Annotated in this window: 11 protein-coding genes; 6 read left to right on the top strand and 5 right to left on the bottom strand. The window is 65.8% G+C overall.

What is annotated here, in order from left to right; genetic code table 11:
* The first annotated feature begins 7 nt into the window (after positions 1 to 7).
* The 4 genes from AC07X6_RS20875 (at position 8) to AC07X6_RS20890 (ending at position 4,271) form a co-directional block, all read left to right on the top strand.
* Positions 8 to 2,623: a S53 family peptidase gene (locus AC07X6_RS20875; RefSeq protein WP_494792227.1), complete on the top strand. Its 2,616-nt coding sequence runs from the start codon at positions 8 to 10 to the stop codon at positions 2,621 to 2,623.
* A 141-nt stretch (positions 2,624 to 2,764) separates the two neighbouring features.
* Positions 2,765 to 3,202 (top strand): MbcA/ParS/Xre antitoxin family protein, encoded by a 438-nt coding sequence (locus tag AC07X6_RS20880; protein ID WP_086148046.1) that lies wholly within the window; start codon positions 2,765 to 2,767, stop codon positions 3,200 to 3,202.
* Between the two features lie 2 nt (positions 3,203 to 3,204).
* Positions 3,205 to 3,909, top strand: coding sequence for an RES family NAD+ phosphorylase (locus tag AC07X6_RS20885; protein WP_494792228.1), 705 nt, complete (start codon positions 3,205 to 3,207; stop codon positions 3,907 to 3,909).
* A gap of 41 nt (positions 3,910 to 3,950) precedes the next feature.
* Positions 3,951 to 4,271: a DUF2288 domain-containing protein gene (locus AC07X6_RS20890; RefSeq protein WP_070254191.1), complete on the top strand. Its 321-nt coding sequence runs from the start codon at positions 3,951 to 3,953 to the stop codon at positions 4,269 to 4,271.
* Between the two features lie 3 nt (positions 4,272 to 4,274).
* On the opposite strand, the gene AC07X6_RS20895 is transcribed toward AC07X6_RS20890, so the two are convergent.
* The 5 genes from AC07X6_RS20895 to AC07X6_RS20915 form a co-directional block, all read right to left on the bottom strand.
* On the bottom strand, positions 4,275 to 6,404 hold the full coding sequence (locus tag AC07X6_RS20895; protein WP_494792229.1) for a TonB-dependent receptor plug domain-containing protein: 2,130 nt from the start codon (positions 6,402 to 6,404) through the stop codon (positions 4,275 to 4,277).
* Between the two features lie 83 nt (positions 6,405 to 6,487).
* Positions 6,488 to 7,210, bottom strand: a complete 723-nt coding sequence (locus AC07X6_RS20900) for an ABC transporter ATP-binding protein (protein ID WP_494792230.1) — start codon at positions 7,208 to 7,210, stop codon at positions 6,488 to 6,490.
* Positions 7,211 to 7,220: 10 nt separating this feature from the next.
* Entirely contained in the window at positions 7,221 to 9,164 is a 1,944-nt protein-coding gene (locus tag AC07X6_RS20905) for a branched-chain amino acid ABC transporter ATP-binding protein/permease (protein ID WP_230539507.1), read from the bottom strand.
* Between the two features lie 7 nt (positions 9,165 to 9,171).
* Entirely contained in the window at positions 9,172 to 10,062 is an 891-nt protein-coding gene (locus tag AC07X6_RS20910) for a branched-chain amino acid ABC transporter permease (protein WP_010398938.1), read from the bottom strand.
* Between the two features lie 85 nt (positions 10,063 to 10,147).
* Positions 10,148 to 11,305, bottom strand: a complete 1,158-nt coding sequence (locus tag AC07X6_RS20915) for an ABC transporter substrate-binding protein (protein ID WP_230539506.1) — start codon at positions 11,303 to 11,305, stop codon at positions 10,148 to 10,150.
* Positions 11,306 to 11,671: 366 nt separating this feature from the next.
* Between AC07X6_RS20915 and AC07X6_RS20920 the strand changes: the two genes are divergently transcribed.
* Together AC07X6_RS20920 and AC07X6_RS20925 are read left to right on the top strand one after the other, a co-directional pair.
* A complete protein-coding gene (locus AC07X6_RS20920) occupies positions 11,672 to 12,574 on the top strand; it encodes a hypothetical protein (protein WP_494792231.1) in 903 nt (300 codons plus the stop codon).
* Positions 12,575 to 12,598: 24 nt separating this feature from the next.
* Positions 12,599 to 13,012, top strand: a complete 414-nt coding sequence (locus tag AC07X6_RS20925) for a hypothetical protein (RefSeq protein ID WP_494792232.1) — start codon at positions 12,599 to 12,601, stop codon at positions 13,010 to 13,012.
* The last annotated feature ends 20 nt before the right edge of the window (positions 13,013 to 13,032 follow it).

Here is a 13,032-nt window from a genome sequence, read left to right on the forward strand (position 1 = left end):
TTTCGCCATGAAAAAAATCATCCCCCAGCATTCCCGTCACGGGCGCCTGCTGCTGGGCGCGACTGCCGCGCTCGTGCTGGGCGCCTGCGGTCCCGGCCAGGAGACCTCGGCGCCGCCTGCCGCCATCGCCACGGCGGCGACCCATTTCAATGTCGAGGTACCCGTCATTCCCGCCGCCGTCGGCGCACTGGTGGTGCAACCGATGTTCCATGCTGCCCCCGCCCTGCTCGATGCGCCAGACGGGCGCGACAGCGCCAACAGCAGCGGCTCGGCCCACTGGCGCCCGCACTTGCAGAACGTGCCCGGCGCCATGACGGACATGAGCACGCGCCGCCTGACGGCGCAAAAAATCGCCGTCGCGGAACAGACGGCACAGGATATCGCGCCGCTGGCCAGCGACGGCTCAGGCCCGGCCGCCCCCATGGCCGGCAGCAGCGTGGTAGCCACCTATTCTCCCGCGCAAATCCGCGCCGCCTACGACCTGCCCGCCCTGCCGGCGGCAGGCACGGCGCTGACGCCGGCCCAGGCGGCCCAACTGGGCGCGGGGCAGACGATCTACATCGTCGACGCCATGCACAACCCGAACGCGGCCGCCGAACTGGCCATCTTCAACCAGAAATTCGGCTTGCCCGGCTGCACCACCAAGGCCATCGCCACGAATGCCACCCTGCCCCTGCCGCCCGCCCCGGCCAGCGGCTGTGAATTTTCTGTTGTCTACAACACGCCATCGAGCACCATGACGGCCACCGCGCCCGCCTATAACTCGGGCTGGGCCATGGAAATCGCGCTCGATGTGCAATGGGCGCATGCCACGGCGCCGCTGGCGCGCATCGTGCTGATCGAGGCGCCCGATGCGTCCGTCAACAGCCTGCTGGGCGCCGTGCGCCTGGCCAACCTGATGGGCCCTGGCGTCGTCTCGATGAGTTTTGGCGCCGCCGAAGGCAGCTGGACGGCTTCCGTCGACAGCGCCTTCACGGGCAAGAACATGAGCTACCTGGCCGCCACGGGCGATTCGGGCAGCGGCGTGTCCTGGCCTTCCGTCTCGTCCAACGTGCTGGCCGTGGGCGGCACCACGCTCAGCTACAGCGGCAGCGGCGTGCGCAGCGAAGCAGCCTGGTCCGGCACGGGCGGCGGCATCAGCGCCTACACGGCCCTGCCCACCTACCAGACGGCCAGCGTGCCCGGCCTGACCAATCTGCTGCGGCGCAATGTGGCCGACGTGGCCTTCAATGCCGACCCCGCCACGGGCCAGTACACGGCCGTGATGGCGCCCGGCAGCAGCACCGCCAGCTGGCTAAGCATCGGCGGCACCAGCCTGTCCACGCCGCAATGGGCCGGCCTGATCGCCATCGCCAACGCCAGCCGCGCGCTGCAGGCGAAAACGGCGCTCGGATTGCCGCACAGCATGCTGTACGGCCAGATCGCCACCGTGCCCGGCACCTTTGCCAGCAGCTTTGCCGACATCACGCGGGGCAGCAACGGCACCTGCAGCGTGTGCACGGCCAGGATCGGCTATGACCCGCTGGGCGGCCTGGGCACGCCGAACGTCAAAAGCCTGCTGGCCAGCCTGTCGGGCACGCAGATCGCCCCCGCCGCCCCCGTCGTGGCGCCGGCCGGCATCAGCGGCACGGCCGGCAAGCCGCTGTCGTTCACCGTCTCGGCCACCGCGTCCAATCCACTCAGCTACACCATGCTGGGCGCGCCGGCCGGCATGAGCATTGCCGCCACGGGCGTGGTCAGCTGGACAGCCCCCGTGGCAGGCACGTATGCCGTGACCATGGTGGCCAGGGATAGCGTCAGCGGCCTGACCGGCCAGGGCGTGTACAGCATCGTCATCGCCCCCGTCGCGCCGCCCGTCGTCGCCGCTGGCGCCATCACGGGCAAGGTGGGCACGGCGCTGGCGTTCAATGTCAGCGTCACGGCCGCCAATCCCGTCAGCTACGCGCTCGCCGGCGCGCCGGCCGGCATGTCCATCAGCAGCGCCGGCCTCGTGAGCTGGGCCGCCCCCGTGGCGGGCACCTATGCCGTCACCGTGACGGCCAAGGATACCAAGACGGGCCTGAGCGGCAAAGGTCTCTACACGGTGGCCATCGCCGCCCCGCTGCCGCCCGTGGTGACGGTCGCCAGCGTCAGCGGCAAGCCCGGTGTGGCCCTGTCGTTCACGGCCACGACGGTGGCGCCCAACGCCGTCACGTACAGCCTGTCGGGCGCACCGTCCGGCATGGCCATCAGCGCCGCCGGCGTCGTCAGCTGGGCCAAGCCCGTGCTGGGCAGCTACAGCGTGACCGTCACCGCCAAAGATACGAAAACGGGCTTGACGGGCAAGGCCGTGGCCACGGTAAAAATCGCCGCCGCCGGCCCCACGATCAGCGCCGCCCCCATGACGGGCGTAGCGGGCAAGGCCATGAGCGGCAGCATCGTGCTGACGGCGCCTGGTGCAACCTGGCTGCGGATCTCGATCGACGGCGCGCCGCTGGGCATGCAGTTTTCCATGAGCGGCCTGACCATCACCGCCTACTGGCCGCAACCGGTGGCCGGCAGCTATACGCTGAAGGTGGTGGCGCTGGACAGTAACGGCTTGACGGCGCAGCTGACCGTGCCGGTGAGCGTCACGGCAAAATAGACTGCCGCAACGCGGCCTGCCAACGGGGCGCAGCGGGACACACGTCCCCTGCGCCCCGTTTTTCATGCGCGCGGCCCTTGCAGCGAATCCAGAAAAGGAGTATATATAGTCCATAAACAGAGTTTTATTGAAGGACATCCCATGAATCTCGCCTACGCCTACCCCAAGAGCCGCTTCGAGCCGGCCATCCTCGTGGACCTGAACGCCAAGGCCGAGCGCGAACGCTTGTCGCAAGCGGCCCTGAAAGGCTTCTTCAAGCTGGCCGCCGCCTGGAAGTTGCGCGACGACGATGCGCGCGAACTGCTGGGCGGCCTGTCCAGCAGCGCCTGGTACGAGTGGAAAAAGCACCCGGACCGCGTGCTGGAAGTGGACCGCATCACGCGCATTTCGTATTTGCTGGGCATTTATAAAGCCTTGCACATCCTGTATGGCGACAAGCTGGCCGACGAATGGGTAAGTTTACCCAACAAGAACCCCGTGTTTGGCGGCCGCACGCCGTTGTCGCAGATGCTGGCAGGCGGTCTGCTGGCCATGCAGACCGTGCGCAAGCTGCTCGACGCGCGCCGCGGAGGGCTGTAATCGTGCCTGCCACCCCGCATGCCCACCTGCCGCCGCTGGCCGCCCTGCGCCAGATCGACACCTGCCGCCTGATTCCCTCGCGCTTCGCCGACATGGAAGATTCCGTGCTGGCGCCGCTGGCCGAGGACGACGGCCACCTGCGCGAGCTGTTCGAACTCGATAACGCGACGAATGCGCGCCTGGTGGCCGAGTACGGCGGCGCGCCAGGAATTGGCGTGGACGAACTGGTTTTTGGCGTGCCGAACTTTCGCATCATCAATGCCGCCTACACGTATGCCCGCCCGGAAGGGGCGCGTTTCAACGATGGCGAGCGGGGCGCCTGGTATTGCGCCTTCGACATGACAACGGCGCTGGCCGAGATCATTTTCCACAAGACCGTGGAATACCAGGAAATCGACTATTTCGACGACAGCGTCAGCTACCAGTCGCTGCTGGCCGATTTTTCCGCCAGCTTCCACGACTTGCGCGGCCAGCAGCGCTACCAGGCTTGCCTGGACCCGGCCAGCTACATCGCCTCGCAAGACTTGGCCGCCATCCTGCTCGACGCGGGTTCCATGGGCGTGATCTTCCCCAGCGTGCGGCACGCCGGCGGCACCAACCTGGCCTGCTTCCGCCCCGCCCTGGTGGGCAATGTTCGCAAAGGCGCCGCCTATCGGTTAACATGGCGGGGTACGCCGACGCCGCGCGTGGAAATCCTCCCAGGATAGCTGCGCGGCACGGCACCCGACTCACCGCAACCTGATCTCACATGCAAACCAATCCTGAAAAAGACACCGAACTGCGCCTCAAAGTGAACAGCGAAACGGCCCGCCTGGCCTGGAGCGAGCTGGAAAAGCACTTCGCCCAGGGCAACGTCGTCTGGGTCGCCAATGAACTGGACCTGGTCGAAGTGGCCGTGCGCATCTCGCACGACGACAAGGCCACCATCACGCAATGGATGGCCGACGGCAAGGTCGCCAAGGTCTCCGACCAGCAGGCGCTGGACTGGCAGGCGGCCGATGCGGCCCTGTGGGCCGTCGTCGTCAGCCCGTTCATCCTGGTGCAGCAGGAAAAGCCGACCAGGCACTGATACCTAAAGGCTGCGCTCGACCATCAGGCGCAGCGACGCGCTGCCATCGATGCGCGTCACGCTGTCGCTGCGGCCCTCCTCATCCACATACGATTGCCCTTGCAGCTGCTGCTGGCGCAGCAGGTTGGCCGCCGACAGGCGCACGCGTGTCTTCGCGTCCGGCTGCCACAGCGCATACGCGTCCAGGGTGCGCCGCACGCCCGCATCGCTGCTGGCATGCGCATCGAGCCGCGCCAGGCCGCCCGTCTGCACGTGCAGATTGCCGCCCATGCTCATCCCAGGCGAGAGCCGGTAATCGAGTCCCAGGTTGAGCGTGGCCGGCACCTGGCTGGCCAGGCGGTTGCCGGGACCCGGCACGGCGGCGACACTCGACCAGTTGCGCCCCGCGTTGGCGCGCACGTCGAGGTCGGGCGCCTGCGCCCACCAGGTGCGCAAGGGGAACTTCACATCCATCTCGATGCCGCGCACCGTGGCCGTGCCGTTGTTGAACGGGCTGGCCGTCCAGAGGCCATCGCGCTGGAACAAGCGCTGCACGGTGACGTCGCTGATGCGCCGCGCGTAGCCCGACAGGCTGGCCACGCCGCTCTTGCCGAAATAGCTTTCCCAGGCCGCGTCCAGCCCCCACGCCAGTTCCGGGCGCAGGTCGGGATTGCCCTGGAAATCGGGATTGTTGGCGCTGTTGCCATTGTTGATGGTGTAACGGCGCGGCACCAGGTTGCGCGTGGCGGGCGCCTTGTAGGTGCGCGCCAGCGCCAGCCGCAGCTGGTCGCGTTCCTGCTCCGGCAGCTTCCACAGCAGCTGCGCCACGGGGCTCCAGACCTTGGCCTGCGTGCGCACCTCGCTCAGGGTGCGGCCCTCGGTCGCCGTCTGCAAGCCCTCCCAGCGCACGCCCGCATACATTTGCAGGCGCGGCGTCACGTCCCACTCATCCTGCGCATACAGGGCCAGGCGCCGCACGTCGGCCGTGTAATCCTCATCGAGCGCGTACGGCGCGCCGCCGGCAAGATAGGTGTCGCGCTGGCGGCGCGACTCGCTGCGGCGTATCAGGCTGCCGTCCCAGCCCAGGCTCAGGGCGTGCCCGCCGCCCAGCCGGCCCAGGTATTTGCCGCTGCTGTTGACGCTGTCGTCGACGGCGTCGGAGACCACGCCGCGCAGCAGCAGGGGCGCGCCATCGGCCGCATCGCCATGAAACGCGTAATCCGTGTCGCGCCGGTTGTGGTTGACGCCCAGTCTGGCCGTCAGCTTGCCCGCCGCCCCCAGCGCGTGCGACCAGCTCACGTCGCTGCGCGCGGAAAACACGCTCGCTTGCGAGGTGGCGCCATTGCGCGGATACGCCGTGGGCATGCCCAGCAAGACCGTTTCGCTGGCCACGCCGTCAAATCCCGTGCGGTACCAGTCCAGCAGGCTTTGCCAGGTGACGGTGTCGCCCTTGTCCAGGGTCCAGTGCAGGCGCGGCGTCAGGCTGGCCTTGTTGACGGACGAGGCATTGCGCGTGCGCGTGTCGCGCAGCGCCAGCGGCGTGCCGGCCGGCCCGGACGTCGTTTCAGTCGTGCCGCCCGCCACGTCATCGGCCGTGCGCTCGACCGCCCCCGTCAGCGCGTAGGCGAAACCGGGCAGCTTGTCCGCCACGCGCAGCGATGCGGCAGGCTGCCAGCGGCCATCCTGCCGCCCCGCACCCAGTTTCCATTCGCGCTCGGCGCCGCTGGCACCCTTGCGCAAGACCACGTTGATGCTGCCGGCGACGGCCTGCATGCTGTATTCGGCCGTCGCGCTGCGTAAAATCTCGATACGCTCGATCATCTCGGGCGCGATCGATTCGATGGAAAAACCCGGTGGCGCCGGTTCGCCGTTGATCAGCATCTGCGTGTAGCCGGCGCCCAGGCCCCGCATGCGCACCTCGCTGCCGACGACGGACACGCCGGGCTGGCGCTTCAGGGCCGCCGCCAGGCTGGCGTCGCCATATTGGGCAAGATCGTCGCGGCTGACGATGATTTTCGCGGCCGTGTCGTCGCGCCGCTGCTGCAGGCCGCTGGCGGCGGTAATTTCAACTTTCTGCAGCGGCGCCTCGTCGGCGCAGGCAGCGGCCGGCAAGAGCAGAAAAAGGAGAGGGAAAGTCGGGCTGGCGCTGCGCATGATGCCTTTTCTACACTGCGGGTACGGGAGCGCGCAGTGTAGAGGATTTGACAATGCGCAGCAAGCGCATTGTCAAGCCAGCTTCAGTGCCCGCCGCCCAGGTAGGCCGCGATCACCTTCGGATCGTTTTTCAGGCTTTCCGCCGGCCCGTGCACGGAGATGCTGCCGTTTTCCAGCACGTAGCCGTAATCGGCCACGTTCAGGGCGGCGGCGGCGAATTGTTCGACCAGCAGCATGGTCACGCCCTCGGCCTTCAAGCGCGTGATGATGCGGAAGACTTCTTCCACCAATATCGGCGCCAGGCCCATCGAGGGCTCGTCCAGCAGGATCACTTCCGGGTTCAGCATCACGGCGCGGGCCATGGCCAGCATCTGCTGCTCGCCGCCCGACAAGGTGCCGGCCAGCTGGTCGCGCCGCTCCTTCAGGCGGGGGAACAGTTCCAGCGCCTTGTCCAGGTCGCCCTTGATGTCGCCTTTCGGGCGCGCCCGCGTAAAACGGGGAAAAGCGCCCAGCAGCAGGTTGTCCGTCACCGACATCGAGGCGAATACCCTCCTGCCTTCCGGCGAATGGGCCAGTCCCGCGCGGGCGATGCGGTGCGAATCGAGCCCCGTGACATCCTTGCCGCCCAGGGTGACGCTGCCGGATTTGGGTTTGAGCATGCCGGAAATGGCGCGCATGGTGGTGGTCTTGCCGGCGCCGTTCGAGCCGATCAGGGTCACCAGCTTGCCCTTCGGGACGTCGAGCGAAATGCCGTGCAGGACTTCGACTTTGCCGTAGGCGGCGTGCAGATTATGAATGGTCAGCATGGTCTTCCTCTCAGTGCGCCGCGGGGCTCAGGGTGTCGGCGCTGCCGCCCAGGTAGGCTTCGATCACTTTCGGATCGCTCTGGACAAGCGCGGGCGCGCCCTCGGCGATCTTCTGGCCGAAGTCCAGCACCGTCACCACGTCCGACAGGGCCATCACCACGTCCATGTGATGCTCGATCAGGATGATGGTGATGCCATGTTCGCGGATCTTGCGGATGATGGCCATCAGTTCCTTGATGTCGGGCGCCGTCAGGCCCGCCGCCGGTTCGTCGAGCAGCAGCAAACGGGGGTTGAGGCCCAGCGCGCGGCCGATTTCCAGCAGCCGCTGCTTGCCGTACGGCAGATTGCGCGCCTCTTCGTTGGCCAGGTCCGCCAGGCCGACGAATTCCAGGATGCTGGCGGCCCGCTCGCGCGCGGCCTTCTCTTCGCGCTTGTAGCGGGGCGTATGCAGCATCACGTCCAGCACGTTCGACTTGAATGTGTTGTGCAAGCCCACCAGCACGTTCTCGGTGGCCGTCATCTCGCCGAACAGCTGCACGTTCTGGAAGGTGCGCGCCACGCCGCCCAGGGCGATTTCGGACGGCGTGCGGCCGGAAATGACGGCGCCGGCAAATTCCACCTTGCCCGCCGTCGGCTTGTAGATCCCCGTGAGCACGTTCATCATCGTGCTCTTGCCCGAGCCGTTCGGCCCGATCAAGCCGTGCACGGAGCCCTGCGTGACGTTCAGGTCCACCTGGTTCAGCGCTTTCAGGCCGCCGAACTGCATCAGGGCCTGCTCCACGCGCAGCAGGGTGGCGCCCTGCTGCCCGCCTTGCGCATGATCAAACGGCGCCACGCCGTGCGAAGCGACGGCTTGCACATGGCGCCGGCCCTTGCCGATAAAGCTCATCAAAAAGCCCACGATGCCGTCCTGCAGGTAGTACACGACAAATAAGGTCATCAGGCCGAAGATGGTCAGACGCCAGTCGACCATGTTGTCGAGCTTGTAAGAATACGCGGCCAGGCCGATGGTGGCCACCAGGGGCACGAGCACGCCGCGCACGGTCGAGCGCTTTTTCGCCAGCATGAAGGCGGAACCGATCACGCCCAGCACGGCGGCGGAGACGGCGATCTTGCGGAACAATTCGATGTCCGACAAGAGGCTGGGCAGCATGACGACGATCAGGGCGCCGATCAGCGCGCCCGAGCGCGTCTTGCGTCCGCCCATGATGACGGCCAGCAGGAACAGGATCGTCAGCTCGAAGTTATAGGTATTCGGCGAAATATACTCTTCCGAATACGCATACAGGCTGCCGGCCAGGCCCGCGAAGCCGGCGCTGATGACGAAGGCATACACCTTGTAGCGGTAGACGGACACGCCCATGCAGTCCGATGCGATGGGGCTGTCGCGCAGCGCCTCGAAGGCACGGCCCAGGTTCGACTTCAGGATGCGGTGCACCACCACCAGCGAGATCACCAGCAGCGCGGCGACCATGTAGTAGTACTCCACTTCCGTCAGTTTGTGGCCGAACAGGACGGGCTTGTGAATCTTGATGCCCATCGGCCCTTCCGTCAGGAAGCTCATCTCGTTGATCAGGATTTGCACGATGGTGCCGAAGGCCAGCGTCACCATGGCCAGGTAGGGTCCCGTCACGCGCAGGGCCGGCAAGGCCAGGATGGCGCCGAACAGGGCCGCGCCCGCGATACTGGCGGGGATGGCCAGCCAGAACGACACGCCCAGCTTGAACACCAGCACGCCCGTCACGTACGAGCCGATGCCGAACAGGCCGGCGTGGCCCAGCGACACCTGCCCCGTGTAGCCGACGACGATATCGAGGCCGAACAGCAGGATGGCGTAGATCAGGATGGTCTCGGCCAGGTGGATGTAATAGGGGTTCGGGATGACGATGGGGAACAGCGCGAGCGCGGCCAGTCCCGCCGCGCTCAGCGCCAGCATGGTGATTTTCTTGTTCATGTGGTCCTCAGACTTTCTTGATCGCGGCTTTGCCGAACAGGCCGGACGGCTTGACGGCCAGTACCAGCAGCAACAGCAGCAGGCCTGGCACTTCCTTGTAGCCCGTGGAGATGTAATAGCCGGTGGTCGTTTCCGCGATGCCCAGGATCAGGCCGCCCACGATGGCGCCCACGCCCGAGGTCAGCCCGCCGATGATGGCCACGGCAAACGCTTTCAGGCCCAGCGAGGCGCCCATGGTGGCCCCCGTCAGGGTCAGCGGCGCCACCAGCACGCCCGCAAAGGCGGCCGTGGCCGACGACAGCGCATACGAAAACGTGATGACCATGCCCGTGTTGATGCCCATCAAACCGGCCGCGTCGCGGTCGTTGGCCGTCGCCACGACGGCCTTGCCGTAGATGGATTTGCGGTTGAACACTTCGACGGCCAGCATGATGGCCAGCGCGCCGACGATGACGGCCACCTGCATCTGCTGCACGTTGGCGCCAAACACCTGGAACGGCGCGGCCGACAGCGGCGACGGGAACATCAGGTCATCCTTGCCCCAGATGTTTTCCGCCACGTTCTTGAAAATGATGGCCAGCGCGATGGTCGACATGATCCAGCCGAATTCGGACTTGATCTTGATGGCGGGCCGCACGCCTATCCATTCGACGAACACGCCCTGCAAGGCGCCGAAGACGATGACGATGGGGATCATCAGCAGGTAGCTCATGTACGGGCCGCCGTGGATGGTGCCCACCAGGGACAGGCCCACGAGCGCGCCCAGCATCAGGGATTCGCCCTGGCCGAAGTTGAGGGTGCCCGATGTCGCGAAGGTCAGCTGGTAGCCGAAGGCGATGACGGCATAGATCATGCCCAGCGCGATGCCGCTGAAGACGAGCTGCAGGAAGATTTCCATGGTATTCCCCGAAGGATGGAGGATAAAAAAATGGCCAGTCCTGATTCCTCAAGGCTGGCCACTGCGCGGCGAATGTCTGCCAGGCTTATTTCGCGAGGACGACTTTGCCGTCCTTGACTTCGCCAAACACGGTCAGCTCGGCCGTGATCGCTTCATGGTTGGTCTTGCTGAACGGCTTGTTGTAGGTGGTGACGGCGCCTTCCACTTTTTCACTCAGGTTTTCCAGCGCGGCGCGCACTTTCGGGCCATCCGTGCCGCCCGCCTGCTTGAAGGCCGCGGCCAGCAGGTAGATGGAATCGTAGCCTTGCGCAGCCGAGACGGCCGACGGCATGCGTCCGCCCGACGGCTTGTAGGCGGCCACGTAGGCGTCGATGAAGGCCTTGCGCTTGGGCGTGCTGGCATCCTGGATGAAGGTTTGCGGCATGCGCGTGCCATTGCCGTTCTTGCCCGCGTTGTCGATGAAGTTACCCATGGCCAGGGTCCAGCTGCCGATCAGCGGCACTTTCCAGCCCAGTTTTTCCATGCCGTTGGCGATCTGCGCCAGTTCCGGGCCGATGCCGTAGGTCAGCACGACTTCCGCCCCCGCCTGCTTGGCTTTCAGCAGCTGGGCCGTCATGTCGACGTCCTTGATGTTGTATTTTTCAACGGCGACGGGCTTGATGCCCTTCTTGTCGAGCGCCTTTTCCAGGTCTTCACGGCCCAGCTGGCCATAGTTGGTGGAGTCGGCCAGGATCGCCACTTTCTTGAACTTGCGGTTCTCGATCGCCTCATGCACGATCATGCCGGACTGGATGGTGTCATTGGCCGCATTGCGGAAGATGTAGTTTTCCGGCTGGTCGGCGAATTGCTTGGTGACGATGGAACCCGTCGCCACATTGTTCATGACGGGAATTTTCGCTTCCTGGTAGAAGCGCTGCGAAGCGAGGGCCACGCCCGTATTGATGTAGCCGACGGTGGCGGCGACCTTTTCCTTGTTGATCAGTTCCTGGGCGATCTGCACGCCGCGTTCGTTCTTCGCTTCGTCATCGCGCTCGATCAGCAGCAAGGAACGGCCCAGTACGCCACCCTTGGCATTGATTTCCGCGACGGCCAGCTTGACGCCGTCGCGCATCGACACGCCCATCGGCGCGGAACCGCCCGTAAACGGACCGGACACGCCGATCTTGATGGGGTCGGCTGCGACGGCCGCCTGCGAGAAACCCAAAACCAAACTTGCCACGAGCAATTTCTGTTTCAAATTCATTGTCATCTCCTCTAATACAACGTTTTTAATGCCACTTATTTTTATAGTCGTACGCTGGATAACCGCCCCATCGATAAATCATTGTAGGTGAGTAAACATGCACCAGCAACAACTACATATGACGCGTCGCAACATGCGAAAAAGACCGCATTACCCGTCCGATGTCAGTCTTTTGTAAGGAAAATATGGCGCAAATTGGCGCACCTGCGCCATTCGGCAACAGCCCTGCCGCCGATACGGGACGGCCAGGCGACTTCGACAGCGAGCTGATCTGGCGCAATACTGCTACTCCTCAGCATGCTAATGTCGGCCATGCCAGCGCGTGCGCGCCGGACCCGTCAGCCACTGCTACCGCATGGAGGCCATATGCAGCGCCCGTCGACATCATCCCTCTTCCCCCTGCTGCTTGGCGCCAGCCTGCTGCTGGGCGGCTGCGCCACCGATCTGGCGCCCGTGCGCACCTTTGCCGAACAGACGCAAAAGATGTCGGTTCACTTCGAGCCCATGCTGGCGGGCGGCGTCCACAGCTGCATGGACAAAGCCATGCGCAAGCGTTTGATCCTGGCCGAGCGTTTCGATGCGCAAGCCAGCGAACAGGCGGCGCGCGCCGATTGCGCCGCCCTCGCGCAGGCCAGCGCGTCGGTCGCCAGCCTGAACGACGTCCTGTTGCGCTATGCGCACACGCTGGCGGCGCTGGCCGACGACAAGCTGCCCGTCTACAAGGAAGAGTTTGGCGGGCTCGGCGAGGCGCTGGGCGGCCTGGCGCAGCCGGGCGCCAGCGCGCCCCTGCTCGATGCGGACAAGCTGTCCAAGGTCGTCAAGCTGAGCGAGCACCTGAGCCGCCTGGCCACGCAGCGCCTGCAGAAATCGGCCCTGCGCGAACTGCTCGACGAGCAGGAAGCCATCGATATCGTCGGCAATGCGCTCAAGGAGTATGCGCTGCGCGGCTACCGCGCCGGCTTGCAGGATGAATTGCGCGACCTGGCCCTGCTGCGCGGCGCCGTCGATAACGCCGCGCCGCGCGAACCGCTGGCCGCCAACTACATCCGCACGCGCTTGCACCTGGAAGGCCGGCAGTTGCAGGAAAGGGAAAAGATCGCCGCCGCCTACGTCGCCGCCGTCGATGCGCTGCAGGCGAGCGTGGCCGCCCTGCGGGCCAATCTCGACCGCCTGCAGGCGCCCGAACTGGAACGGCAACTGGCGCGGTTTTCACGCGACGTCGAAACACTGCAGCGGCAAGCGGCCTTCTATGCCCCGGCCCGCTGGTAAATGGCAGGCCCACCGGAGAATCCCATGTCCCCCCTGACCGAACTGACGAAAGAGCAAAGCTACGCCATCGCCGACAGCCTGGCGCAGGCGTCAAGCCTGGTGCTGGAATTGCGCATCCGCGAACGGGAAGCGCTGGCGCCGGACGAGCGCGCGCTGCTGGAGCAATATGAAAACCACCTGGACCAGATGGTGGCCCTGTTCCGCGCCTATGGCATTTACCTGACGGCCGAAGGCGCCGAGCAGGCGCGCGTCGATATCGACGGCGCCATCGCCAGGGGCAAGCAACAGCTCAAGCGCATCGCCGACGTCAAGGCCGCCATAGTCGCGGCGGCCAGACTGGTCGACCTGGGCGCGGCCATTTTGTCGCGCGACCCGTTTGCCATCGGCGAGGCGGCGGCCAGTTTGCGGGCCAAGCCTAAAAAAGACGCTCAGGCTTGACCCGGCCGCCGGGCAAGCGG

The sequence above is a fragment of the Janthinobacterium sp. GW460-12-1-14-LB5 genome (genome assembly GCF_059423585.1).

Coding starts and splice junctions, on each gene's coding strand:
- AC07X6_RS20875 (WP_494792227.1), top strand. CDS start 8: ATGAAAAAAATCATCCCCCAGCATTCCCGTCACGGGCGCCTGCTGCTG.
- AC07X6_RS20880 (WP_086148046.1), top strand. CDS start 2,765: ATGAATCTCGCCTACGCCTACCCCAAGAGCCGCTTCGAGCCGGCCATC.
- AC07X6_RS20890 (WP_070254191.1), top strand. CDS start 3,951: ATGCAAACCAATCCTGAAAAAGACACCGAACTGCGCCTCAAAGTGAAC.
- AC07X6_RS20895 (WP_494792229.1), bottom strand. CDS start 6,404: ATGCGCAGCGCCAGCCCGACTTTCCCTCTCCTTTTTCTGCTCTTGCCG.
- AC07X6_RS20900 (WP_494792230.1), bottom strand. CDS start 7,210: ATGCTGACCATTCATAATCTGCACGCCGCCTACGGCAAAGTCGAAGTC.
- AC07X6_RS20905 (WP_230539507.1), bottom strand. CDS start 9,164: ATGAACAAGAAAATCACCATGCTGGCGCTGAGCGCGGCGGGACTGGCC.
- AC07X6_RS20910 (WP_010398938.1), bottom strand. CDS start 10,062: ATGGAAATCTTCCTGCAGCTCGTCTTCAGCGGCATCGCGCTGGGCATG.
- AC07X6_RS20915 (WP_230539506.1), bottom strand. CDS start 11,305: ATGAATTTGAAACAGAAATTGCTCGTGGCAAGTTTGGTTTTGGGTTTC.
- AC07X6_RS20920 (WP_494792231.1), top strand. CDS start 11,672: ATGCAGCGCCCGTCGACATCATCCCTCTTCCCCCTGCTGCTTGGCGCC.
- AC07X6_RS20925 (WP_494792232.1), top strand. CDS start 12,599: ATGTCCCCCCTGACCGAACTGACGAAAGAGCAAAGCTACGCCATCGCC.